General features: G+C 68.3%; 26 protein-coding genes. 19 read left to right on the top strand and 7 right to left on the bottom strand.

Annotated features, from left to right (window positions below; translation table 11 throughout):
* The first annotated feature begins 81 nt into the window (after positions 1-81).
* The gene (locus L7N97_RS23915; protein ID WP_237480736.1) at positions 82-306 is read left to right on the top strand and encodes a hypothetical protein; all 225 of its coding nucleotides are present in this window, start codon (positions 82-84) and stop codon (positions 304-306) included.
* A gap of 34 nt (positions 307-340) precedes the next feature.
* Here the strand turns inward: L7N97_RS23915 and L7N97_RS23910 are convergent, their stop codons facing one another.
* Both L7N97_RS23910 and L7N97_RS30375 read right to left on the bottom strand, forming a co-directional pair.
* On the bottom strand, positions 341-1,357 hold the full coding sequence (locus L7N97_RS23910; RefSeq protein ID WP_237480735.1) for a fatty acid desaturase: 1,017 nt from the start codon (positions 1,355-1,357) through the stop codon (positions 341-343).
* A 16-nt stretch (positions 1,358-1,373) separates the two neighbouring features.
* Complete coding sequence (locus L7N97_RS30375; protein ID WP_237480734.1) at positions 1,374-1,925, bottom strand: OsmC family protein; 552 nt, start codon at positions 1,923-1,925, stop codon at positions 1,374-1,376.
* Between the two features lie 113 nt (positions 1,926-2,038).
* Between L7N97_RS30375 and L7N97_RS23900 the strand changes: the two genes are divergently transcribed.
* The 15 genes from L7N97_RS23900 to L7N97_RS23825 all read left to right on the top strand — a co-directional run bounded on the left by L7N97_RS23900 (position 2,039) and on the right by L7N97_RS23825 (position 13,061).
* Positions 2,039-2,920: a LysR family transcriptional regulator gene (locus L7N97_RS23900; protein ID WP_237480733.1), complete on the top strand. Its 882-nt coding sequence runs from the start codon at positions 2,039-2,041 to the stop codon at positions 2,918-2,920.
* Between the two features lie 210 nt (positions 2,921-3,130).
* Positions 3,131-4,105, top strand: a complete 975-nt coding sequence (locus tag L7N97_RS23895) for a PhnA-like protein (protein ID WP_237480732.1) — start codon at positions 3,131-3,133, stop codon at positions 4,103-4,105.
* A gap of 104 nt (positions 4,106-4,209) precedes the next feature.
* Positions 4,210-5,112 carry a YsnF/AvaK domain-containing protein gene (locus tag L7N97_RS23890; protein WP_237480731.1) on the top strand — a complete coding sequence of 301 codons (903 nt, stop codon included), beginning with the start codon at positions 4,210-4,212 and terminating at the stop codon, positions 5,110-5,112.
* A gap of 27 nt (positions 5,113-5,139) precedes the next feature.
* Positions 5,140-5,565, top strand: coding sequence for a YsnF/AvaK domain-containing protein (locus L7N97_RS23885; protein ID WP_237480730.1), 426 nt, complete (start codon positions 5,140-5,142; stop codon positions 5,563-5,565).
* Positions 5,566-5,736: 171 nt separating this feature from the next.
* Complete coding sequence (locus tag L7N97_RS23880; RefSeq protein WP_237480729.1) at positions 5,737-6,093, top strand: hypothetical protein; 357 nt, start codon at positions 5,737-5,739, stop codon at positions 6,091-6,093.
* Between the two features lie 117 nt (positions 6,094-6,210).
* Complete coding sequence (locus L7N97_RS23875; protein ID WP_237480728.1) at positions 6,211-6,417, top strand: hypothetical protein; 207 nt, start codon at positions 6,211-6,213, stop codon at positions 6,415-6,417.
* 74 nt (positions 6,418-6,491) lie between these two features.
* On the top strand, positions 6,492-7,562 hold the full coding sequence (locus tag L7N97_RS23870) for a PRC-barrel domain-containing protein (RefSeq protein WP_237480727.1): 1,071 nt from the start codon (positions 6,492-6,494) through the stop codon (positions 7,560-7,562).
* A 119-nt stretch (positions 7,563-7,681) separates the two neighbouring features.
* Positions 7,682-8,683, top strand: coding sequence for a hypothetical protein (locus L7N97_RS23865; RefSeq protein WP_237480726.1), 1,002 nt, complete (start codon positions 7,682-7,684; stop codon positions 8,681-8,683).
* Positions 8,684-8,887: 204 nt separating this feature from the next.
* Positions 8,888-9,310 (top strand): hypothetical protein, encoded by a 423-nt coding sequence (locus L7N97_RS23860; protein ID WP_237480725.1) that lies wholly within the window; start codon positions 8,888-8,890, stop codon positions 9,308-9,310.
* A gap of 26 nt (positions 9,311-9,336) precedes the next feature.
* On the top strand, positions 9,337-9,783 hold the full coding sequence (locus L7N97_RS23855) for a phage holin family protein (RefSeq protein WP_237480724.1): 447 nt from the start codon (positions 9,337-9,339) through the stop codon (positions 9,781-9,783).
* Complete coding sequence (locus L7N97_RS23850) at positions 9,780-10,733, top strand: hypothetical protein (RefSeq protein WP_237480723.1); 954 nt, start codon at positions 9,780-9,782, stop codon at positions 10,731-10,733. Before L7N97_RS23855 ends, L7N97_RS23850 begins: the two co-directional genes overlap by 4 nt.
* Positions 10,734-10,815: 82 nt before the next feature.
* Entirely contained in the window at positions 10,816-10,989 is a 174-nt protein-coding gene (locus L7N97_RS23845) for a DUF1328 domain-containing protein (protein ID WP_237480722.1), read from the top strand.
* A 78-nt stretch (positions 10,990-11,067) separates the two neighbouring features.
* A complete protein-coding gene (locus L7N97_RS23840; RefSeq protein ID WP_237480721.1) occupies positions 11,068-11,574 on the top strand; it encodes a DUF421 domain-containing protein in 507 nt (168 codons plus the stop codon).
* A 225-nt stretch (positions 11,575-11,799) separates the two neighbouring features.
* Entirely contained in the window at positions 11,800-11,967 is a 168-nt protein-coding gene (locus L7N97_RS23835; protein WP_237480720.1) for a hypothetical protein, read from the top strand.
* Positions 11,968-12,797: 830 nt separating this feature from the next.
* Positions 12,798-13,061, top strand: a complete 264-nt coding sequence (locus tag L7N97_RS23825; RefSeq protein WP_237480719.1) for a hypothetical protein — start codon at positions 12,798-12,800, stop codon at positions 13,059-13,061.
* Between the two features lie 88 nt (positions 13,062-13,149).
* On the opposite strand, the gene L7N97_RS23820 is transcribed toward L7N97_RS23825, so the two are convergent.
* The 3 genes from L7N97_RS23820 to L7N97_RS23810 form a co-directional block, all read right to left on the bottom strand.
* A complete protein-coding gene (locus L7N97_RS23820) occupies positions 13,150-13,557 on the bottom strand; it encodes a hypothetical protein (protein WP_237480718.1) in 408 nt (135 codons plus the stop codon).
* A 572-nt stretch (positions 13,558-14,129) separates the two neighbouring features.
* Positions 14,130-15,149 (bottom strand): sodium:calcium antiporter, encoded by a 1,020-nt coding sequence (locus L7N97_RS23815; protein WP_237480717.1) that lies wholly within the window; start codon positions 15,147-15,149, stop codon positions 14,130-14,132.
* A 184-nt stretch (positions 15,150-15,333) separates the two neighbouring features.
* Entirely contained in the window at positions 15,334-16,398 is a 1,065-nt protein-coding gene (locus tag L7N97_RS23810) for a fasciclin domain-containing protein (protein WP_237480716.1), read from the bottom strand.
* 677 nt (positions 16,399-17,075) lie between these two features.
* Between L7N97_RS23810 and L7N97_RS23805 the strand changes: the two genes are divergently transcribed.
* The gene (locus L7N97_RS23805; RefSeq protein WP_237480715.1) at positions 17,076-17,939 is read left to right on the top strand and encodes a transporter; all 864 of its coding nucleotides are present in this window, start codon (positions 17,076-17,078) and stop codon (positions 17,937-17,939) included.
* Positions 17,940-18,087: 148 nt separating this feature from the next.
* Here the strand turns inward: L7N97_RS23805 and istB are convergent, their stop codons facing one another.
* Both istB and istA read right to left on the bottom strand, forming a co-directional pair.
* Entirely contained in the window at positions 18,088-18,831 is a 744-nt protein-coding gene (istB, locus tag L7N97_RS23800; RefSeq protein ID WP_237478215.1) for an IS21-like element helper ATPase IstB, read from the bottom strand.
* Positions 18,832-18,845: 14 nt separating this feature from the next.
* Complete coding sequence (istA, locus tag L7N97_RS23795; protein ID WP_237480714.1) at positions 18,846-20,360, bottom strand: IS21 family transposase; 1,515 nt, start codon at positions 20,358-20,360, stop codon at positions 18,846-18,848.
* A 527-nt stretch (positions 20,361-20,887) separates the two neighbouring features.
* Between istA and L7N97_RS30615 the strand changes: the two genes are divergently transcribed.
* Together L7N97_RS30615 and L7N97_RS23790 are read left to right on the top strand one after the other, a co-directional pair.
* Positions 20,888-21,160: a DUF6894 family protein gene (locus tag L7N97_RS30615; protein WP_428981025.1), complete on the top strand. Its 273-nt coding sequence runs from the start codon at positions 20,888-20,890 to the stop codon at positions 21,158-21,160.
* A gap of 103 nt (positions 21,161-21,263) precedes the next feature.
* Positions 21,264-22,676: a carbohydrate porin gene (locus L7N97_RS23790; RefSeq protein ID WP_237480713.1), complete on the top strand. Its 1,413-nt coding sequence runs from the start codon at positions 21,264-21,266 to the stop codon at positions 22,674-22,676.
* Positions 22,677-22,710: the final 34 nt, after the last annotated feature.

Here is a 22,710-nt window from a genome sequence, read left to right as displayed (position 1 = left end):
TCCGCATCGGGCACGTCCACCCCAGCCAGCAACCGAGAACGGCGACCGGTCCCGTCGTCTCCGAGCGGAGGGGCAACAGCGATGCCTGATTATGTCGTGAGATGCAGCCAAGCGGAGGACGGCAGTCTCGCCAGGCGCCCGACAGCCTTCGAGGCCATCGAGGTCCTTGAGCGGGCCGTGTCCCAGGGCTGGGAGGTCAAGGATATCATCCGTGGCAAGCGGGTCATCGACGAACTCAGCCTTCGCCACGATGCGTGGCAGGAACGGCCACGAGTCGGTCTCGTCGATGCGGCGCGACCGACCTGACCTCGCCGCCGAGGCATCGCTCCTCCGAGTCCCGTCACGGGTGGTCCCAAGCCATCCTGAACGGGACGAGGCGCCTGCGGTCCTCGTCCCACAGCACCAACGGCACGCACCTCAGGCTCTCCGTCAGGGTGATCCTGCCGACGTCGTTCAGTTCGGGGTGGTCGCGCACCACATCGGGAAGGCGATAGAACGGGATGCGGCTGCCCAGGTGGTGAACGTGGTGCAGCCCGATGTTGGCCGTCAGCCACCGCAGCACGCGCGGCAGGTCGTAGTGAGAGCTGCCGTGCAGAGCCGCCTCGGCGTGGCTCCAGTCCGGCCCCGCAGACCAGTTCGTCTCCTCGAACTGGTGCTGCACGTAGAACAGCCACACGCCGATGGTCGACGACAGCACTACGACCGGACCGTGGATCAGCAGAAGGGGCACGAGCCCGATCCACCAAGCCAGGCCGGCCATCACCAGGGCGGTGGCGAGATTGGTGCCCATGGTGCCGAGCCAGGGACGCCAACCGGCCCGCATGAGCCCGATGGGAAGCCGGTTCCGCAGGACAAACAGGTAGGTCGGGCCCAGGCCGAACATCACCGCGGGATGGCGGTACAGTCGGTAGCCGAGCCGCCCGAGCCGGGACGAGGTCCGGTACTCCTGAACGGTGAGCGTGGTGACGTCGCCGATCCCACGCTCGTCCAGGTTGCCGACCGTGGCGTGGTGGACGGCGTGGGTCCGCCTCCAATGGTCGTAGGGCGTCAGGGTCACCACGCCGATGACGCGGCCGACCCAGTCGTTGGCGACGCGTGCCCGGAAGCAGGCGTCGTGGCCGCAGTCGTGCTGGATCAGGAAGAGCCGCACCAGGAAGAACGCCGCAGGGACGGCGAGGACGAGGCACAGCCCGTAGCTCACCTGCAGGGCGAGCCACATCGCCGCCCACAGGGCGACGAGCGGCAGGGCGGTCACAGCGATCTCGAACAGGCTCCGGTGCGGGTCGTGCTGGCGGTAGCGGGCCAGGGCCCTGGCCCAACCCTTCGCGTCGACGGAACTGGTGACCTCGGATGGCATGCGCTTCTCCAATGCTTCAAACCGGAACCAAGGAGACCTGGAGGTCGACGGGGTCGTGCAGCGTGTTCGCCACGGGCGACCAGAGCACGGCGTAGTCGACCAGGGCCCGGAGCGACTCACTGGGCGCCTCGGCCGCGATCCGGACCTCGACCGCGATCGAACGGAAGCCGATGGGGCGCACCCTGCGATCGCCGGTGCCCCACAGGGCCGAGGGGTCCACGTCGCCCATGGAGCAGACTTCGAGGGCCCGCACGGGGATGCCCCGCGCCACTGCGTTGGCCTGGATGCTGACGGACAGGCAGGCGTTCAGCGCCGCGAGCAGCATCTCGGACGGATGGGGTTCCACGTCGTCGTCGAGCAGGGTCGGCGAGTCGAGGGAGGCGCTGCCGCCGACGATGGCCGGGAGGTCGCGGATGTGGTGCCTCTGGCCGAAACGTCCCGTCGCGACGGTGCGGCACTCAAGCCGGCGCGTGTAGACGGCGGAGGACGGATCTGAATTCTGGCTTGGACAAAGCTTAGGTGAGCCGTGCCGAGTACTCCGACCTTTCTCATTTGATGTGTTGGTCACGTGGGCGATCCCCTAATCGATGATATGGCCATGCAAACCTCAAGAATTTCGTTTGGGGGTGAGTTTCAAAGTGAAAATGGTTAGTGGGTCGCCAGAATTGGAGGGAGGCGAAGATGCTCGACTGGGATGACCTCCGCTTCTTCCTGGCCGTGGCCCGGCACCGCAACCTCACAGCGGCGGCGAAGGAGCTGCGCGTGTCGCAGTCCACCATGGGGCGCAGGCTGGCCTCGCTCGAAGGCGCCCTGGCCGTCCGGCTGCTGCACCGAACCCCGGAGGGCTATCGGCTCACCCTGGCGGGGGAGGGCGTCCTCGAACAGGCGGAACGGGTCGAGGCGGAGGCCCTCGCGGTCGTCCGCCGGGTCGGCGGGCAGGACGACAGGTTGGAGGGCACGGTGCGGATCGCCTGCACCGAGACGCTCGCGGCCCACGTCCTCGCGCCCTGCATCGTCGACCTCCAGCACAGCCACCCCGGCATCCGGATCGAGGTGGTGCCCCACCCCAGCCAGGTCAGCCTGGCCATGCGCGAGGCCGACATCGCGGTCCGCCTCACCCTCACGGATCGGAACGACCTCATCGTGCGGCGCGTGGGCCACATGGCGTTCGGGCTCTACGCGTCCTCGTCCTACGTGCAGCGGCAGGGCATCCCCGACCTCCCGTCCGGCTGCCCCGACCACCACCTGATGACGCTGCGGGACGACGTCGAGGGCGAGGACCAGGCACGCTGGGCCGAGAGCATGGCCCCCCGTGCCCGTCCGGGCCTGACGACCAGCAGCCACGAGGTCCTGATGGCGGCGGCCCGCAACGGCGGCGGGCTGGCCTGCCTCGCCCGGTTCCGGGCCGACGCGGATCCAGCACTGACCCCCGTCGCCACGCCCTGCCAGGCCCCGGCCTCCGACGTCTACCTGCTGTTCCACAAGGACAACCGCGACACGCCCCGGATCCGGGCGACATCGACGGTGGTCGGCGCGGCCATCCAGGCCGCCCTGCCGTTCTGAACGCCCCGCGATCCATCGACGCATAGCCGGTCGTCATATTTGGAGCGCACCAACTTCCAGGCGCGCCTGTTATTCGGCGAAAGAGAAAACAAACAACGCGTGCAGACAGACGAAGTTATCAATTGATTGAAATAGACTGGCTGTCGATGCGATGAGGGATCGATCCTCATCTTTTCGCAACATTCCTGACATCACCGAAGGACGACAGCAGTGGCCCAAGACACCACAGGGACCCGCACCACAGGGATCCCGCGTCAGCGCGCCGACCTCGACGAGGCGAACCTGACGCCGGTGAGCCCGGCAGACGACGCACGCACGATCCTCGTCAACGACGTGTCTTGGGGCGGAGTGCTGGCGGGCGTCGCTGCCGGGCTCGTGACCCAACTCATCCTGAACATGATCGGCATCGGCGTCGGGGCCTCAACTCTCAACCCCACCGGCGGCGACAACCCTTCGGCCAGCGGTTTCTCCATCGGCGCCGGCGTCTGGTGGGCGGTGTCGAGCATCCTGGCGGCCTTCGTCGGCGGCTACGTCGCGAGCCGCCTGTCCGGCCGCCCGAAGGCCTCCACCGGCGGCTGGCACGGCCTGACGTCCTGGGCCCTGACGACCCTGTTGGTCATCTACCTGCTCAGCACCGCGGTGGGCAGCCTCGTCGGCGGGGCGTTCAGCACCGTCAGCAGCGCGGTCGGCGGCCTCGGCCACTCAGTGGCGTCGGTGGCGGAGACGGCCGTCCCCGCGCTGACCCAGGCCAGCGACCCAGCGGCGGCCATCCAGCAGGCGCTGCAGAACCCCGCCGCCAACGATCCGGCCAACTTCAAGGAAGCCACGGCGTCGCTGGCGAAGGCCCTGGTGACGGGCGACGACGCCCAGATCAAGGACGCCCGGGAACGCGTCGTCCAGACCCTGGCGAAGTCGCAGAACATCCCGGTCGACGAGGCGCGCGCCCGCGTAGCCTCCTACGAGAAGCAGTACGACGTCAAGGTGGCGATGGCCAAGCAGAAGGCCGCGGATGCGGCCGACGTCGCCGCCAAGACCGTGTCCCGCGGCGCCCTGCTGGGCAGCCTGGCCCTGGTGCTCGGCGGCATCGCGGCCTGGTTCGGCGGCATGGCCGGCACGGTGGCTCCCACCGTCACGGCTAACCTCCTCCGCACGACCCGCACCGACCGCCCGACCAAGGCTGTGTGAGGCTCCTCCCACCGCCGCTCGGCGGAGGAGACCTTCGGGCACGCAGACAGATGCGAACCGTCGTCACACGACGCTTTGCCCCCACTTGAACCAAGGACAGCGCCATGAGCAAGCAGACCATCACCGCCCTCTACGACGACCGCAGCCAGGCCGACCAGGCCGCGACGATGCTGAGGCAGGCCGGCGTCCCGGCCGGCGACGTTACGGTCTCGCCGTCCAACGCCCGCGACGCCATGGAAGCCAGGGGCGACGCCCGGACGAGGGACGAGGAGAGCACCGGCTTCTGGTCGTCGTTGGAGAACTTCTTCGGCGGCACGCCGGACCACGACACCTATCGCGAGGGCATCCGCCGCGGCGGCACCCTGCTGACGGCCCACGTCGCGGACGAGCACGTCGACAAGGCCGTGGAGATCCTGGAGAGGCACGGCTCGGTCGACTTCGACGAGCGGGAAACCTCCTGGCGCAGCGAGGGCTGGACCGGCGCCGCGGCGGCGGGCCCCGGGATGGCGGGGGGCACCGCGACCGGGCTGGCGATGAGCGCGGGCGGCGCCAAGCCCGCGATGGCTCCCGCCCCGAGGTCCGCACCCCCGGCCAAGGCTGCCCGCGGCGGCGAGGACGTGATCCAGGTCGTCGAGGAGCGCCTGGATGTCGGCAAGCGCGCAGTGAGCCGGGGCAAGGTCCGCCTGCACAGCTACGTAGTCGAGAAGGACGTCTCCGAGGACGTGAGGCTGCGGAACGAGACCCTCACCGTCGACCGCCACGCCGTCGACCGCCCGGTCGCTGCGTTGGGCGCGGACGCGTTCAAGGAGCGTACGGTCGAGATGGTGGCGACGGGCGAGGAGGCCGTCGTCGGCAAGACGGCGCGGGTCGTCGAGGAGATCGGCATCCGCAAGGACGTGAAGGACCGCGTCGAGACCGTGAAGGACACCGTCCGCAGCACAAAGGTCGACGTCGAGGACGACCGGGGCACTGCGAGCGAGGCCGACCGCCTCGGTCGCAAGGTCTAGGGCCTCGGCCGCGTCGGGGAGCGCTCCATGGCCGTCCCACCGCGCCCCGACGGCGGCTTCGACGACCTCCATGGATCATCCGACGCAATTCCCGTCGTCGAGGAAAGGCTGTCGGTCTCCAAACGTCGGAGGTCCAAGGGTCGGGTCAGGATCTCGACGAGAACCGAGGTTCATCGGGCCTTCGCCGAGGCCGAACTCGACGGCAACTCGGTCGCCGTGACCAGGGTACTGGTCGGACGCGTTGTGGACAGCCTGCCTCCGGTACGGAACGAGGGCACCACCACCATCGTGCCCGTCGTCGAGGAACGGCTGGTGCTGATGAAGCAGCTCTACCTCACGGAGGAGCTTCACATCCACCAGGAGGTGACGCGAAGCAGTTTCCGTCAGCCCGTGGACCTGAGGCGTCAGCGCGTCCTCGTCGAGCGCATCGATCCCGAGAGCGATCCCTCGTGATCGATGTTGACGAGCAGAAATGCTCAATCACACCGGTCTCGCGCAATTCTACAAAAATATTCAGATCTCATTGAAACACTGATGGGTGGCGTATTGTTCGATATGTGGCCAATCAGTAATTCCTAGATGTCGACTTCCAGGTGCTTGTCCTGGCCTCATAAGGAAAATCACATGCTCAAGACCGCCTTTCGCTCCGCGCTCGTCTTGATGAGTTTCGGCGTGGCGTCCGCCTATGCAGCCGACACGGGCTCTTCCCAGAACAGCCTGTCGGCGTCCTCGTCCGCTTCGTCAAGCCAGGATCCGTCGGGCAACATGAACGTCAAGCAGGAGATCCAGAACACCCTGTCCAAGCAGGGCTACACGGACGTGTCCGTGATGCCGTCGTCTTTCCTGGTGCACGCCAAGAATTCCAAGGGTCAACCGGTCGCCATGGTCATCGGGCCGGACTCGGTGACCACCGTCACGGAACTCCCGCCCGCGAGCCAGTCTGGGTCGAATTCCGATTCGAAGCCGTCCAGCTCGAAGTAGAGATACCATCGACGAACGACATCGCGTCCCCGGGCTGCTGAGCCGACTCGGGAGCGGTGCGAACCGTGGCGGATGTAGATATCGCCACTGTCTTCTACGCATGAACGGAGAGAACTGATGCTGAATGTTTGTCTGGCACTGGCCTGTGCCTCCACGCTCGTCCTCGGCGCTTCGATGAGCGTGGCGGAGGCGATGCCCCTCAAGCCTGCCTCCATCGTCTCGCAGGGGGCCGGTGACGCCTTGCCGGTCATGTACGGCATGCATCGCAAGAACCATCGCAACGCCCCGAACAAGTACTGCCGGAGCCAGCCGTCCCGCTGCTGACGCGCCGCGTCGCCCGGGACATGCCGGCGGCGATCCCGCCGCCGGTCTCACAAACACCAGCACAGGAACTCACTATGACGACCTCCACCAGCACGCTCGCGCTCCTCGGCGCATTCATGCTCGTCCCCGTGTCGGTCGCGCTCGCCGCGGGACCGTTCGACGAGAACCAGGCCCGCGCCAAGGTCGAGGGCGCCGGCTACACGCAGGTCACCGGGCTCCACGAGGGCAACGGCGGCGAGTGGATGGGGAACGGCACGCACGACGGCCGCATGGTGATGTTCGTGCTCGACCCGAAGGGCAACGTCACCCCGGCGTCCGGCGCCGCGACCGCCAACGCCGCGACCACGGCCGGCGTCCAAGTCCAGCAGATGCCCGCGCAGGTCACCGTCAAACAGGCCCAGCCCGACGTCACCGTCACCCAGGGCCAGCCCACCATCACGGTGCATCAGGCGGCCGCGATCGTGACGGTCGAGATCCCCCAGCCCGAGATCACCGTGCAGATGCCGAAGCCGCAGGTCGCGGTCTCTATGGCCCAGCCCCAGGTCGAGGTGAACCAGCCCAAGCCCACCGTGCAGGTGGTCGGATCGGCCCCGGCTCAGGTCAGCGTGCAGGCCTCCAAGCCCGAGGTGACCACGCAGCAGACCCAGGCGGCGCCGGTGATCCGTTACACGGCGGACCAGGCCAAGGTGAACGTGAAGCAGGCCCCCGGCGACCCCCACGTGAAGATCGTTGACGCCGACGAGGATGGGACCGCGAAGCCTGCCGGCGCGGCCGTGATGCCCGTGGCCATGCCGGCCGGCCAGACCGCAGCCCCGGCCACCGCGCCCGGCACGGCCATGCAGGTGTCGCGCGTGCTCAACATGAACGTCACCAACATGAAGGGCGACGTGCTGGGCGACATCGAGCACGTGGTCAAGAACACGGACGGCAAGGATTACGCGGTGATCGGCCACGGCGGCTTCCTCGGCATGGGGCAGAAGCATGTCGCCCTGCCGCTCGACAGCATGGTCCTGCGCAACGGCCGCATGGAGATGCGCGGCCTGACCGACGACCAGATCCGCTCGATGAACTCGTGGAGCGACAACCAGCCCGGCTACACGGACCTGCAGATGAACAGCTCGGTCCAGGTCGGCACCGCCTCCTGAACCACCGGCACCTCCGGCCCGGGGCGGCACGTCCCGCCCGCCTGCCCTGAGTGGCACGGGCGGGATGGTGCCTCCGGTTTGTAGCAACTCATGTCCCGATCGAAGTCGAGGAGGCCCGCATGGCCGAACCCGGAAACACGGCCAAGTTGGAACGGCTTGAGCAGAAGATCGGCTCGGAACGGGCCGAACTCGCCCAGACGGTTGACCGCCTGCACCGCCTCGCCTCCGGCACCGCCGGTCGCGTCAGACAGCGGGTGTCCGTCAAGGCCCTGAAGGCAGATGCGGGGCGGTACGCCACCGACTCCGTGGCGGGTGCCTTGACCACGGCACGGGACAAGGCCTTCGCGCACCCACTGCAGGCCGTCGCGGTCGGTGCGGGGCTCGCCTACCCCCTCCTCCGCGTCCTGAGGCTGGTCCCGCCGCCCCTCCTGCTCCTGGGCGCCGGGCTGGCGCTCGCCAGCCGCGGCGGGGACGAGACGGGACAGGCCCACCGAAACCTTCGCGACGGGGGGCATGGGCGTGACGCGCAAGACGACGGTTCCCTCCGCGATGATGAGAGCGTGCGGTCACAGGTGTCGACGGGCGTGCACGACCTCGCGGACGCGGGTCGTCGCATGATGCATGACGGAATGGATGCAGGGTCCCGTATGGTGGACGGGGCAACTGATTGGGCGGCGTCGTCCGCGGCGGCCGTCGGCGCGACCGCACATCGGACGGTCGACGGGCTCGGGCGGACGGGCCGGGTGGGCGGCAAGGGCCTGCTCCGCGGCGTCCAGGAGAATCCTTTCCTGGTCGGCGGGCTCGTCGCCCTCGCCGGGGCCATCGTCGCCGCCGCGCTCCCCTCGACGGCGGTGGAGGACAGCCTCTACGGCGGAGCTGGAGATGCCGTGAAGGCGAAGGCTGCCGAGACCGCGATACACGGGCTCGACGTGGTCGAGGTCGCGGCCGGACGTGTCGTCGAGAGCACGGTCCAGGCGGCGCAGGACCAGGGTCTCACGCCGTCCTCGGCCAAGGCCGCCGCGCAGGGACTCGGCGACAAGGTGCAGAGCGTCGTCGCCGACACGGCCGACAACCTCGCCTCGGCCGTCCAGGCCAAGTCCCTGGATGCGCGGGACGCGTGACATCAGAGGCGACATCGCCGAGCAGGAAGGACGATTCCGATGCCGAATGACATGCCCGCCCAAACGCCGAACAGGAAGACCGATGCCGGTGCGGAAGCCACGAAGGTACCCGGGCGCAACCCTCAAGCGAGCCAGGGCCCTGATCGGACCGCCAAGCAGCCCGTCGCCGACGTGGTCGCGGGCGCGGTAGAGGATGCCAAGGGGATGGCGTCCGACGTGGCCCAGACCGCGAAGGACGGCGCCTCTCACGTCTGGGACAGCCTGCAGGGCGCCGTCGACGGCCGGAAGAAGGCCGGTGCGGACAGGGTCGAAGGTATCGTCGCCGCGATGCGCGAGGCCGCCGACGCCTTCGACGAGGAAATCCCGCCGGTGGCCCGGTACATGCGGGAGGCCGCCCGGGGACTTGGGAACGCTTCCGACGCGCTGCGCGAGCGCAGCGTCGGCGACCTCGTCGAGACCGCCCAGGACTTCGCCCGTCGCAAGTCCGGCCTGTTCCTGGGCCTCGCCGCCCTCGGTGGCTTCGCCCTGGTCCGCTTCCTGAACTCCTCCAAGCCGTCGGAGCGAGGCCCGTCGGGCGGGCCGACCGGCCGGGGCGCCGTGCGTTCCACCGAGTTGACCGCGTCATGAGCGCCTTCGCACCCGAGGAACCGAGGATGTTCGGTTCGCGACCGCGTCGCGCGCCCTTCCGCGACGACCGCCATGCCACGGCGGAGGCGGGCGGAGACGCGTCCTTCTCCGAACTCGTCTCGACGGCCTTGGCGCAGGTGAGGACCCTGTTCCGCAGCGAGATCGAACTGGTCCGGACGGAACTGGCCGCCAAGGCGCGCGAGGGCGTGGTCGGCCTGGCCATGGTGGCGATGGCCGCGGTCTTCGCCCTGTCGACCGTGACGCTGCTGCTCGTCACGGTCGCGGCCTTCCTGGTCGCCCTCGGCCTGCCCGTGGCGGCGTCGATGCTGATCGCCACGCTGTGCGGCGCCGTCGCGGCCGGATCCCTCGGCTGGCTCGGCCTGCAGAGGCTGTCGGTCGACAACCTCAAGCCGAAGCGGTCCATCGCGCAACTGCATGACGACGCGGCGATGATCAGGGAGCAGGTCCGATGACAGCACGCCTCGTGTCCGTCGACCCGGTCATCGTCGTCGACGATGTTCCGTCCCCCGGGACGGCTCGCGCTCCCCGGCCTCCGTCCGGGTCGGGCGAGTTCCTCGACCGCCTGGGAGGCGCCGTATCGGACAAGCCGGGCGCGGCGGCGCTGATCGGGCTCGGTGCCGCGTGGTTCCTGGTCAAGGCCAGCGGCGTGGCCCTGCCGTCCCTCACGCTCGCCCGCAGCACCGGCCAGCGCCAGTCGCGCGGTGCCGTCCCTCCGCCTCAGCGTGCCCTGCCGAACCCCTCCGCCCGCTCGGGGGACGCCTCCTCCGGGGTCGGCGAGGCTGTGGCGGGAGCCGCCTCGGCCGTGGGAGGGTCCGTGAGCCGCGCCGCCGCGGCGGTGGGCGGCGCTGCCTCGTCGGCGTCCGCGCAGGTGACGGAGGCGGCCTCCGCGGGGGCGGCGGGCAGCCGGTCGATGGCGGTAACCGCCCTGCGCACGGTGTCGGGGGCAGGAGGGACGGCCTATGACGCCGTGTCGGACGCGGGGTCGTCCGCCTATGAGGCCGTGTCCCATGCGGGATCCACCGCCTACGACGCGTCGATGGACGCTTCCCGCTCGGTGGCGGGGATGGCCGAGGCGCTGTTCCTGAGACAGCCGCTCGTCGTCGGCGCGCTCGCCCTGGCCGTGGGTGGAGGCCTCGCGGCCCTCATGCCCCGTTCGGAGGTCGAGGACCGCTACCTCGGCGAGGTGAGCGACGACGCGAAGTCGAAGGCCAAGGCCTTCGCCGCCAAGAAGGCGGAGGTGGTCCAGGGCGCGGCGAAGGACGCAATCGACGGGGCCGTCGCGACCGCGAAGGAACAAGGGCTTTCGGCGTCCGGCGCCGCCGACCTCGTCCGGAAAGCCGGTGACAAGCTCGGGAAGGTCGCCTCGGCCGCGGGCGACAGCCTGAAGGCCGAACTGAAATGAGGGGGCCCGTCCGGGATCCGCCCCGCCGCGGCCGGGGCGAAAGCCCTCAGACACCACCGACCGAAACCGAAGGGCCCTCGCCATGCTGAAACTCGCCATCCTGTTCCTCGTCGTTTCCGTCGTGGCGGGGTTCTTCGGCTTCTCGGGCGTGTCCGCCGGGACGGCCAAGATCGCCAAGATCCTGTTCTTCATCGCCATCGCGGTCTTCGTGGTCTTCGTCGTGCTCGGTCTCCTGGCCGGCGAGGTCATCTTCTGACCTCGGGCCATCGGCGCACCGGGCCATGGTCGGACCGGTGTGCACGACACCACGCGGGCGAGGCCCGGGAGCCGAACCATGTTCTTCGATACCTGGATCGGCCTGCTGCGCGTACCTGTCGTCGGCACGCTGGCCTACGTGGCCCTCGTGCTGTTCATCCGCGTGTCGGGCAAGCGCACGCTGACGAAGCTGAACGCCTTCGACCTCGTGGTCACGGTAGCGCTCGGCTCCACGCTCGCCACGGTGCTGCTGTCGAACTCCGTGGCGTTGGCGGAGGGCGTGCTCGCCATGGCGCTGCTCATCTTCCTCCAGTTTGCCATCACCTGGGTGTCGGTGCGCTCGACGCACTTCGAGTCTTTGGTGAAGAGCGAGCCGACATTGGTCCTGCGGGACGGCATGTTCCTCGACGCCGCGCTCAGGTCGCAACGCGTCACACGCGACGAGGTGCTGTCCGTGCTCCGGTCGCAAGGCGTGTCCGATGTCGCGGAGGTCCACGCCGTCGTGCTGGAGACGGACGGCTCGATGAGCGTGCTCCAGGAGTCGCTGCGTCGAGCCGCGCAGCCGACGTTGCCCGAGGCCGCTTGAGCGCGCTGGCGGGCTGGCCTCGACACCTCCGGGTCGGGATCAGACCCCGGCCGCACTCCCATTCACTGCGGAACACCGACGATGCCACAGACCCTGAAAATGCCACCGATGGCCTCGTCCCCTGGCGTCGGAGTGGCCACGAGGTCCGCCCTCCTCGGCCTCTCTCTCGCGGCCGTCCTCACGTCGACACCCGCGTCGGCGGACCGAAGCGACGTGAGTGCCCGCATGCGCCATCTCGCCATCGACCGTTGCACGGGCGACGCCATGCGGCTGTGCCCCACGAGCCTGTTCTCTCAGCGCACGGTCATCAGCTGCCTGGCCGGTCAGCGCTCCAGCCTCACCCCGTCCTGTCGCAAGTCCTACGACGCCGTGGCCCGCGCCCTGCGCCGGTGAAGGCCGTCCGCACCGCGGTGCCGTCTCTTCAAGCCCGACCCATTCCCCACGAAACGGGGCCGACGCCCCAAATCCGGAGTTTCCATGAGACGCTCGCTCGCAGTCCTGTCCGTCGTGGCCCTCGCGGGACTCGGTGCCTGTTCCAAAGGTGACAACGGCCAGCAGGGTGCCGTCGGTCCCGCCGGCCCGCCAGGGCCCGTGGGAGCGCCAGGACCTGTCGGTCCCGTAGGGCTGCTGGGCCCGGCCGGTCCCGCGGGGCCAGCGGGCCCACAAGGCGCGCCAGGTGCCAAGGGCGACGCAGGTCCGGTCGGGACGGCCGGGCCGAAGGGCCCCTCTGGGGACACGGGTGGCCCAGGTCCGAAGGGACCGGCCGGACCCGCAGGTCCGGTGGGGCCACAGGGGCCGGTCGGCCCGGGTGGTCTGGCCGGGATTGCGGGCGCCGACGCGCAGGCGACCAGCAAGGTGGTCTTCGTGCTGCACCGCATCGCGGGCGAGACGGGAAAGACGGTGTCCGGTCAGTGCGGATCCGGAGAACAGATCATCGCCGCGACATGCTCCACGGGAGCGACCATCGCCGATGACGACAAGGCGTACTGTCCGGCGTCGGCGGACCCGGGCAGTGCCGTTCCCCTCACCGTTACATGCGCGAAGCCGTAGAACACTCCGTCATACGGGGGCCGTGCAGGAAGCACGCCTCCGGTAGACCCGCGATGTCCATCCACGGCGACCCCGAAGGCCCTCGGGTCAATCCGTCGACCCAACGTTCAGGAGAACCGATGTCGACACCGCAGAGAGCCGAGTCCCGCGTGTTGGACAGGGAGGAGGGCGAGATGGTCGCCCGAACCCACCTCCCCGCCCTTCGGGACGAGACGGATGGCGAACTCGCCGAGCTGATCCGTTATCTGCGGGACCGACGCAGCCGCGCCCGGGACATCGCCCGCCAGCAGAGGCGGGAGATGCGCGGCGAGTCTCCACCGTCGGGCGCATCGGCAGCGACCGATAACACTGGCACCCGGGAGAAGGGCGCGCTGCTGGGCGAAGCGCTCAAGCGTGCCAGCAAGGAGAGTGGACGTCGTCACCACACAGCAGGGTGACCAGAGACATCGTCATCCGGCGCCCGATAGACGCACTTCCTATATGCATTATTCTGTTTTTCTATCATTTTCAAAAGTTCGTGTCGATTTAAAACTCGAATACGGATGATTTTACGATAAAAATGGGGAACTCCATGCCAATTTTTATGTTGAGTAAGAGCATCTTATATTGGAGAATTAGCAGATGATGAAATCCAATTTCACTGTCCTGGGCGGCGTGGTTCTCGGCGCAGCCATCCTTGTGACCGCGCCCGCATTCGCCCTCCCTGTGGCTGCTGTCGTTGCAGAGGTGCCCGTCACGAACCTGCAGCAGGTGCGGTACGATGACAGGTACGACCATCACCACAGGGATCGTCGCCACGGGTACGATCATCACCACCGCGACCACCGTCGCGGTTACGACCGTCACCACCGTGGCAACGGCCCAGTGGGTCGCATCCTCAACCATCTGTGACATCGCTCTCGACCGGTTGGCGCGGGCCATGGATTTCGCCACGGCACGTCGTCCGGCCGGCCGGGTCGATTGATCGACCATCAAACGAGAACGCGGTGACATCGGGCGCGCTCCTTCGTTTAAAGCCGGTTTGAAGTCAGCTTGCAGCGCGCCGATGCGCAGGGCCGTCGATGGACGCCCACCTTACCAGTAGAGCTGGAGGCGTCCGACGAAACTGTGGTCCCGAACCGCCCGCTCCGTGACGAACGCGGCCGACGAGCTCGCCAGGGCGTGGACGTCGTTGGCCATCAGACGCAGGTTGCGCTCCGGGCGCCAGTTCAGGCCCAGCGTGTCATTGCGCTCGGAACGAGTGCCGGTCGACCGTAGCAGGGTAGCTGTTGAGCAGGGAAACGATGCTCCCATCCCGGTAGGCTGCTTTGGGGAGATGCAACCAAGCGCAGAAATGCACACGGCTCCTATCGTCGGATCTGTCCGGGGTGGGGCCGCTCAGCATGCCGATATGGAAGCAATGGCAGCGGTCCACCCACCAAACAGTAGATCATACGGGATTCGCGAGATTTGTTCGGTACGACCCGTCCTCGGTAAGAACCCGATCCAATCTCGCGGAAGGCGTATCAGAGCACCACGGACAGCACGAACCCGGCATAGACCGCCACCAGGGCCCCACCCGCCCAACGGCCGAAACCGCGTCGGACGAGGCCCAGGACCAACGCAGCGGCCGTGATGGCGACGAGCCAGGCGATCGAGAGCAGCCCCTGGTGCGAGGTCGGCGATCCCGCCACGATCAGGCTGGGTCCGTAGATGCCGACCAGCAGGTTCAGCGTGTTCGAGTTGAACGCTTCGCTCGATAGCGTGACGCCGCGCCCCTTGGCGGCAAGTCGGACCGCAGCGATGAGGTTCGGCAAACCCGTCAAGGTTGCCACCACGAAGGTGCCGACCACGATCTCGGACACGTGCCAGCGACCGCCGGGCACGACCACGACCTTCACCATGACAACCGAGGTCGCCACGATCACGGCCAGCATCGGCAGGATCGACAGGCCGTCCGCCGCCGACATGGTCCGACCCGTGGACGCATCTGCCTCGCCCTCGCGCTCCGCCGCGTCCTCGTCGCGCTTCTCCGAACCCAAGGCGGCGGCGAGCCACCCCGCGATCGCGCGAGGCAACGGCAACCTCGTCAGGGTCGAGGGGCGCAGCGACGAGACCGCCACATAGGGCAGCAGCAGTGCTGCGAGGACCAGGCCGCTTCCGAGGGGGCCGAGCAGTCCCGCCGCCTCGGCGCCCACCACCAGGGTCACCGCGAGCGCCATGCCGCCGTTGAGCAGCAAGTTGGCCCGGCCCATGGTGACGCGCCCCGCCACGAGCGCGCTGAAGCCGAGCAGGAAGGCCACGTTGAACACGTTGGAGCCGAAGATCACCCCGCGTCCCAGGTCGTGCTGTCCGCCGACCAGGGCCGTGATGGCGGAGGCGATCTCGGGAGAGTCCGCCCCCAGGGCCGTCATGAGTCCGACGAGCCCCGGAGGAAAGCGGAAACGTTCGCCGACCTGATCGAGGCGCTCGGCCAGGACAGCGCTCGACAGGACGTTGAGCAGCAGGCTGGCGCCGAAGAAAGTGAGGGCTAAGCCGGTGGACAAAGTCGTGAAGATGCAATCTGAGGCGGGAGGGCGGGGCCGACCGGGGCATCCGATCCGCGATGGTACGGCTCTGAGACTTCCCCCGAGCCGGTTTGTGGTCAGGCCAGATAGAGCACCGTCGGCGGAGTCACCGACGTCGCCATCAACGAGGCCGGTACCACCGATAGCGACGCGCTTCGCGCAGTCACGGTTTGGGCGCGCTCGCGGGGGCGGCGGCGAACTCCGCCTTCGTCATGCGGGCACGGAGCACATGGGCCGTCGTATCGGGCGTGACGCGATCCCAGGGCACGAAGACCGTGCGGCCGCCAAAGCCCAGGAAGCCGCCGAAATGCGCCCTCAATCCCGTGACCCGCCCTCCCGGCAGGCCGACGATGATGCTGTCGACCCTTCCGGTCGAGCCGTTGCCGCTGACCTTCAAGGGCCAGCCGCGCAGGCCCGCCGTCGCGACGTCGATTTCGGGTTTCGAGAAGAGGGCCGGGGCGGCGGGGGGGGAAACCGGAGTCGTCATCACCGCGACTTCGCCCGAGGGTGCCCCTAGCGGAAGGGGCGCCGTGGGCTGAGCTGGGACCGATGCCACAGGGATCTGCGGTTTGACGACGACCGTGGTCACGTCGGCCGGTTCGGCGACGGTGGTCGCCGTCGCACGCGCCGAAGGAGCGGGTGCCTTCTCCGTCCTCGGCACGGACAGGCCTACCACGGGCTTCGCTCCCCCATCGGACGGCATGGCAGGGGCGGTGCCGGAGCCGGCGCGGGTCGGCAGGCCCGCGGCCTGCCCTGGCATTCCGTTCGCGGCGGGCATCAGCACCGTGTCGATGGCGTCGATCACTCCGGCGCCGGCCGGGATGTCGCCCCCGACCACGTAGGCGAGCCGGCTCTTGGCGGGGCCGAGGTGGTCGCGCAAGGAAAGCCGACCCTTGTACCACGTCACGTCGTACGAGGCTCCGCTCTGCGCCGTGATGGTCTGGTCGAGGTCGTTCGACGCCATAGCCATGCCGGGGAAGACGAAGCGCTGAACGAAATTCCGCACGCCCTCCGGCGACAGATCAGCGATCATCTTCCGTTGCGCCGCCGTCAGGCGTGCGAAGGCCGGATCGGTCGGCATGAACACGGTCACGGGACCCGCACCGAGCGTGTCGGCCAAGTCGGCCCGCGAGACGAGGCTCACAAAATCTTTGAAGCCTCCATGGGCGAGGGCGGCCGCGACGAAGTCGGTCTCCGCCGCCGCCGCGGGACGGACCACGGCGAGCACACCGATGGAGACAAGCGTGGCGCTGCGGAGCGCGCGGAAGGACGGTCGTACAGACATGGGAGGAGATCTCGACGCGTAAGGGCGGTCTGTAGAGGGCAACCGTGCCGCGGTGACAAGTGTTCCGACTGCAAGTCAATGCACCACTTGATCCGTGAAAGGCTGGTCGAAAAGGAAGGATTTGTTCGCGTACGATAGGATCGCGACTGGCAAGGCGAGCCGTCGTCGACGCTCTTGTTTTCCGGCGTCGAGGAGTTGATCGCTGGCCCCTCATGCTCGTTCGCCACGACGTCGGTCAGAGCCGTTTGAAAAGTGATGGACGCGATCGTCGATGCGTGCTCGGTCTCCCCGTAGCCCGAGGGGGTGACGCCGTTCGTGCCGAGTGAAGCTGTGCCCGTCGTCCGCAGGTCCGTCGGGAACGGCGGCAGACACGCGAAGGCGCCGATGGGATCGACCTGTGCCGGTACGCCACAAGACAGTACGATGGCCGTCGATATCATCAAATGATGAAATCTTGTGACTTGTTGATGATAAAACACGACCGCTCCCGAAGTCGCGAGCATCTGCTCAACGCTCGCGTCATCGCATGGACAACGATGCCGCGGAAGCTCTATTTATGGCCACCGGTCAGTTCGGACGTTTCGACGGATTTAGAGCCAATGCACGTTCGGCCAACGTCGATGTTCTGCCTGTCACTGTCGGCAGTGGTCTGCTGCTCGGCGTCGTGGGGCGGGCAGGCTCTGGCAGAGGATGCGTCACCTGACAAGTCAGGATATTTCCTGTTCAACCCGACGCCGGACGGCGCGCTGCGCAGCTTCGCGACCGACCGTCCGCTCAACGCCTTCACGCCCTACACGGTCGACGCCGGGCGCTACCAGGTCGAGAGCGACATCCTGTTGTTCGGCCAGTCGAGCGACCGGACCACCACGACGCACAGCCTGCAGGCGCTCGATCCCGAGGTGCGGGTCGGCCTGACGCGGTTTCTGGAGTTCGACGTCGTCACGGCGGGTCTCCAGGCCGACCGCACCACCTCGGACCGCACGGGGCGGACCCTGTCGCGCGATACCGGCACGGGAGCCGTGACGCTTCGGGCGCGCTACAACGTGGTCGGCGACGACGCCGGCCCCTATGCCTTCACGCTGATCCCCTTCGTGGCCGTGCCGAGCGGCGACCGGCATTTCGGCAACCAGCGCGTCGAGGGAGGCGTCGTCGCGCCGCTGGGCCTGTCGCTGCCCTACGAATTCACCCTCATCCTGCAGACGCAGGTCCAGGCGGTGCACAACGCGTCCGGGGCCGCCTACGCGAGCTTCACGGACGTCGCCTATCTCCAGCATGCGATCCCGGGCGTGAAGGACTTGAGCGGCGTCGTCGAGTTCACCGCGACCAACAACGGCGACCGGCACACGGCCGACACCTACACCTTCGACACGGCGCTGGCCTACCTCGTGGACGAGAACACGCAGCTCGACCTTTCCGCCTTCGTCGGCCTCAACCGCGCGGCACCGGACTTCCAGATCGCGAGCGGCATCGTCCATCGGTTCTGATGCAGATTCCGACGAAGCCGGCCGGGTATTCCGATTTCAAGCCGGCCAGCATTCCAACATGAAGCCGGCCACCGTTCCGATCTGAAGCCGGCCACGGCGATGGCGCCCCGCTGGTCGGGTTCGTAGATCGGTCGAGGAGTGTTTCGGGTCAAGCCAGCTGGTCGGCAGGGCGGTGCTTGCGCAGGCTGTCGCCGGACAACGCGATCCGGTAGGCGTTGTGGATCAGGCGGTCCAGCACGGCATCGGCCAGGGTCGGGATGGCGATCATCTCGTACCAGCGGTCGACCGGCACCTGGCTGGTGATCAGCACCGAGCCGGCGTCGTAGCGGTCCTCCACGATCTCCAGAAGGTCGCGCGCCTGCTCGGCGCTGAGGGGCTCAGGGCCCCAATCGTCGAGGATCAGCAGCCTGGCGCGGGCGAGCTGCTTGAGCAGTTTGGCATAGCGGCCGTCGCCGCGCGCCAGACCGAGCGCCGCGAACAGGCGCGGCACACGGTAGTACAGGACCGACAGGTCCTCCCGGCAGGCCTTCTGGCCGAGCGCGCAGGCGAGCCAGCTTTTGCCGACACCGCACGGCCCGGTGATCACCAGGTTGCGCCGGCTTCGGATCCAGTCGCAGCCGGACAGCTTGAGGAACAGGGCACGGTCGAGGCCGCGATGGGCGCGGTAGTCGACATCCTCGACGCTGGCCGGATGGCGCAGGTGGGCGGCGCGGGCGCGGGTTTCGAAGCGCTTCTGCTCGCGCAGGGTCTTCTCGTGCTCCAGGATGATGCCGAGCCACTCGGCGTGCGTCAGCGCCTGCGCTTCCGGGTTCCCGTCCAGGGTCTTGTAGCCCTGCGCCATGCCGTGCAGGCCGAGGCCGTGCAGAAGTTCGAGTGTGGGATGAGCAAGCATCGTCAAGTCTCCTATCAGTGGAAGTAGCCTGCGCCGCGCAGGTTCGGATGATCGATGATCTTCGTCGTTTCTGTTATTCGAGACTTTCGGTCGAGGTTGTTGGCAATGATGGAGGCGATGCTCTTGTAGGTGAGCGCACCGATGGCCGTGGCCCGGGCGGAGATGGCCTCGGCCCGAGCTGGGGCGAGGCCGCGAAACAGGCGCAGCACGCCCAGGCAGGTGCGGAAGCCCTGCTCGGGATGGGGACGCCCGCGCAGGATGGCGATGACGAGGCCCTCGGTTTCGGGGCCGATCTCCCGGCCCCAGCGCTCGAAGCGGGCCGGCGTCCATTCCGCGTAGCGCCGGTGAGCGCTCGGCATGTGCTCGACGTCGGTGCCGTGCCGGGCGCCGCCATAACGCCGGTCGTGGGCGGCGACGCGCTGGCCGCGGTGGAACACCTCCACGGTGCGCTCCGTCAGGCGCACGTCCACCTGCTCGCGGATCAGCGCATGGGGCACCGAGTACAGGAAGCCGGCAGCCTCGACGTGGTAGTCGAGGTTGACCCGTGCCAGCCGCCACTCGGCAAAGACGTAGGGTGCCGACGGCAGGGGTAGCAGGGCGGCCCGCTCCACGGCCTCGAACAGCGCCCGGCGCGTGGTGCCGAGGCGGCGCATGGGGTGGGCGTTGATGCGCTCCACCATGGCCGCGATGGCGGCGTTGCACTCGGCCAGCGAGAAGAACGTCTGGGCCCGCAGGCGTCCCAGGATGTAGCTCTGGGCGAAGCGGACGCCGTTCTCCACCTTGGCCTTGTCGCGCGGCTTCCTCGGCCGGGCCGGCAGCACGCCGATGCCGTAGTGCTCGGCCATGGTGCCGTAGGAGCGATTGATCTCCGGATCGTAGAAGGACGCCTTGTTGATCCCGCTCTTGAGGTTGTCGGGCACCACCAGGCGCGGCACGCCGCCCAGAAAGTCGAACAGGCGCACGTGGGCGCCGATCCAGTCCGGCAGCGCCTGGGTCCACGTCGCCTCGGCGTAGGTGAGGTTGGAGGCGCCCAGCACCGCCACGAAGATCTCGGCCTGTCTCACCACGCCGGTGGCGGGATCGACGATGGGCACGCGCTTGCCGGAATAGTCGACGAACACCTTGTCGCCGGCGGCATGGTGTTGGCGCATCACCGGCGTGACACGGCGTTCGAACTCCCTGTAAAGATCACAGAAGCGCGAGTAACCGTAGCCGCCGGGCTCAGATACACGATACTCTTCCCAGAGAACCATCAGGTTGACGCCGGGCCTGCGCATCTCGCGCACCATCGACGGCCAGTCTGGCTCGACGCGTCGTCTGACGCCCTGCTTCACGCCGACGCGGTCGAACAGCCGCTGTTCGAGGACGGCGTCGGTGATCTCTTCATCGATCGGCCAAGCCAAGCCCGCCGCTGACGCACGGGCGAGGTTGTCCTGGACGGTGGACCGCGCGATGCCGAGCGTTCGGCCGATCTCGCGGGCGCTCACCCCGTCGCGGGCGAGCCGGAGCATGTGTCGAATCTGTCGCATCGTCAGCTCTCTCCTGGCCGGCATCCCGATCTCCTCGCGTGGGGGGGCGAGGCAGGGTGCCGCGGTTGCTGACCTGCGGGGACGCTATTGCCGGATCAGGGTGGCCGGCTTCATCTCGGAACGGTGGCCGGCATCAAATCGGAATGGCGGCCGGCTTCATCTCGGAATCAGTGGCCGGCTTCGATCGGAATCCGCATTCTGAGGCGTGATCCGCGACGGGTGGGCGGCTTCGGTCGGCATTCTCCCAGCCCCGAGCGGGCGTCCCGACCCGGTCCGGGCCGTGCCGTCGGGGCATCAGGTGGTCGGAAGGTGGGCGGCGGATCATGGCGTAGCGGCTCACACTCCCGAGTGCCATTCTCCCGATCATGACGATGGCTGACGCGTCCATTGCAATGGTGCAACCTGCCACGTCGCCGAGCATCACCCTGGCGGCACCCGCGCGACATCGATGCATGCCACAAACTTTATAGAGGTGATGGCGAGCGCCATGTATCGCTGCCCGCAGATTTTCTCCCGAGGGTACTGGCTTGCCGCAATATTTCTTCGACACCGATAGGGGCGATCGCATTTGCCGAGATGGGCGGGGGCTCGAACTGAGCGATGACGACGCGGCACGACACGAGGCGAAGAAGCACTTGTTCGACCTCTTCTACGGTGTACCCTCCCTCGGGAGGACCATCGTGGCCTGCGTCGTGAGGGACGGACTCGGATGTGTCGTCTACAGGGTCATGATGACGGTGGATGGGGAGGGCGAGCCGGGTAGGACGCTCACCCGTAGAGACCGCATGCAGGCTTCGTAGCTGCAAGGTGCGGCCCAGACCGGCGTCCTCCCGGCCCAGACCGGACGTCCGGACCCGGTCGAGGCCGGGCCCGCAGGCCTCAGGTGTCCGAAAGAAGGTGACCATGGCGAGGCGGCTCACCATCCCGACCGTCATCCTCCTGATCACGACGATGGCTGACGCGTCCCTGGCACTGGGACAACCTGCCACGCCGCCCGGCATCAACACCGTGGCGGCACCCGCCACGACCGGCAAGACCGACGAGAACGTCACCGCCGCCACGCCTTCGCTCCAGACCCTGCTAGGTCCCTATGGCGACCCGGGCGGCTACCGGGCCTTCCTGGCCGTCCGCGGTTTCGCCTACGACCTGACATACATCGGCGACGCCTTCGGCAACCCCGTCGGGGGCTACCGCCAGGGCGCCACATACGAGGGCCGCCTCGACGTCAACCTGAACGCCGACCTGCAGAAGATCCTGGGCCTGCAGGGCCTCACGGGCCATGCGGAACTGTTCCAGGTCCACGGCGACGGCCTCACGGCGGGCAACACGCTCGACCTGTTCGGCGTCACGGGGATCGAGACCACGCCCGGTGCCAAGCTCTACGAGGCCTGGCTCGAACAATCGCTGCTCGGGGGTCGCGTGACGCTGCGGGGCGGGCAGCTCGCGGCCGACACGGAGTTCGTCATCAGCCAGACGGCCGCGGTGTTCATCGGTGCGAGCTATGGCTGGCCGGCGAGCTTCGGCAACGACCTGCCGAGCGGCGGCCCCGTCTACCCGCTCGGCGCCGCGGGCGTCCGCCTGAAGGCTGCCGTGACGGACCACCTGACCGTGCTGGTCGGCGGCTTCGACGGCGACCCGAACGGCACCTACCGACCCGGCGTGCTCGGGACCCTTCTGCCCCGCCTCACGGTCCCCTCCGGCTTCGCCTTCCGCACGGGCGACCCGCCCTTCGTCATCGGCGAGGCCCAGTACAGCTACAACCAGGGGATCGACCCGGGTGGTTTGCCCGGCGTCGCCAAGCTCGGGGCCTTCCATCACTTCGACCGCTTCGACGCCACGAACCGGCCGTTCGAGCCAGGGGCGACCTACCGGGGTGACGATGGCGTCTACGGCATCATCGACCAGACGGTCTATCGTGAAGCCGCCAACCCCAACCAGGGCGCCGCGGTGTTCCTGCGCACCACCTACGCCCCCGCCGACCGCAACCTCATCGACGTCTACGTCGATGGCGGGATCGCCTACAACGGGCTGCTGCCCGGCCGACCCGACGACACGGCCGGGCTCGACTTCGCCTACGGCCACATCTCGCGCGATGTGACACGGGGCGACGTCGTCACGGGCGCCGCGCCGCTGGTCCGCGACTTTCAGACCACGTTCGAGGCCACCTACCAGATCGCGGTGGCACCGGGCGTCACGCTGCAGCCCGACGCGCAGTACATCGTCCACCCCGGCGCCCACGGCGTCGGGCTCCCCGTCACGGGACGGCCGACGCATGACGCGGCCGTGTTGGGCCTGCGCGCGACGGTGCACTATTGAGATCGGGAGTCCTGGCGTCCGAGCCGCACGGCCC

The sequence above is a fragment of the Lichenibacterium dinghuense genome (assembly GCF_021730615.1).
Lineage (GTDB): Bacteria > Pseudomonadota > Alphaproteobacteria > Rhizobiales > Beijerinckiaceae > Lichenihabitans > Lichenihabitans dinghuensis.
Note: the sequence above shows the minus strand (reverse complement) of the source record. Positions and strands in the feature narration are given on the sequence as shown.

What these genes read in the sequence shown, in the direction of transcription:
- L7N97_RS23915 (WP_237480736.1), top strand. Translation starts at nt 82, where the DNA reads ATGCCTGATTATGTCGTGAGATGCAGCCAAGCGGAGGACGGCAGTCTC.
- L7N97_RS23910 (WP_237480735.1), bottom strand. Translation starts at nt 1,357, where the DNA reads ATGCCATCCGAGGTCACCAGTTCCGTCGACGCGAAGGGTTGGGCCAGG.
- L7N97_RS23900 (WP_237480733.1), top strand. Translation starts at nt 2,039, where the DNA reads ATGCTCGACTGGGATGACCTCCGCTTCTTCCTGGCCGTGGCCCGGCAC.
- L7N97_RS23890 (WP_237480731.1), top strand. Translation starts at nt 4,210, where the DNA reads ATGAGCAAGCAGACCATCACCGCCCTCTACGACGACCGCAGCCAGGCC.
- L7N97_RS23885 (WP_237480730.1), top strand. Translation starts at nt 5,140, where the DNA reads ATGGCCGTCCCACCGCGCCCCGACGGCGGCTTCGACGACCTCCATGGA.
- L7N97_RS23880 (WP_237480729.1), top strand. Translation starts at nt 5,737, where the DNA reads ATGCTCAAGACCGCCTTTCGCTCCGCGCTCGTCTTGATGAGTTTCGGC.
- L7N97_RS23875 (WP_237480728.1), top strand. Translation starts at nt 6,211, where the DNA reads ATGCTGAATGTTTGTCTGGCACTGGCCTGTGCCTCCACGCTCGTCCTC.
- L7N97_RS23870 (WP_237480727.1), top strand. Translation starts at nt 6,492, where the DNA reads ATGACGACCTCCACCAGCACGCTCGCGCTCCTCGGCGCATTCATGCTC.
- L7N97_RS23865 (WP_237480726.1), top strand. Translation starts at nt 7,682, where the DNA reads ATGGCCGAACCCGGAAACACGGCCAAGTTGGAACGGCTTGAGCAGAAG.
- L7N97_RS23860 (WP_237480725.1), top strand. Translation starts at nt 8,888, where the DNA reads ATGGCGTCCGACGTGGCCCAGACCGCGAAGGACGGCGCCTCTCACGTC.
- L7N97_RS23855 (WP_237480724.1), top strand. Translation starts at nt 9,337, where the DNA reads ATGTTCGGTTCGCGACCGCGTCGCGCGCCCTTCCGCGACGACCGCCAT.
- L7N97_RS23850 (WP_237480723.1), top strand. Translation starts at nt 9,780, where the DNA reads ATGACAGCACGCCTCGTGTCCGTCGACCCGGTCATCGTCGTCGACGAT.
- L7N97_RS23845 (WP_237480722.1), top strand. Translation starts at nt 10,816, where the DNA reads ATGCTGAAACTCGCCATCCTGTTCCTCGTCGTTTCCGTCGTGGCGGGG.
- L7N97_RS23840 (WP_237480721.1), top strand. Translation starts at nt 11,068, where the DNA reads ATGTTCTTCGATACCTGGATCGGCCTGCTGCGCGTACCTGTCGTCGGC.
- L7N97_RS23835 (WP_237480720.1), top strand. Translation starts at nt 11,800, where the DNA reads ATGCGCCATCTCGCCATCGACCGTTGCACGGGCGACGCCATGCGGCTG.
- L7N97_RS23825 (WP_237480719.1), top strand. Translation starts at nt 12,798, where the DNA reads ATGGTCGCCCGAACCCACCTCCCCGCCCTTCGGGACGAGACGGATGGC.
- L7N97_RS23805 (WP_237480715.1), top strand. Translation starts at nt 17,076, where the DNA reads ATGTTCTGCCTGTCACTGTCGGCAGTGGTCTGCTGCTCGGCGTCGTGG.
- istB (WP_237478215.1), bottom strand. Translation starts at nt 18,831, where the DNA reads ATGCTTGCTCATCCCACACTCGAACTTCTGCACGGCCTCGGCCTGCAC.
- istA (WP_237480714.1), bottom strand. Translation starts at nt 20,360, where the DNA reads ATGCGACAGATTCGACACATGCTCCGGCTCGCCCGCGACGGGGTGAGC.
- L7N97_RS23790 (WP_237480713.1), top strand. Translation starts at nt 21,264, where the DNA reads ATGGCGAGGCGGCTCACCATCCCGACCGTCATCCTCCTGATCACGACG.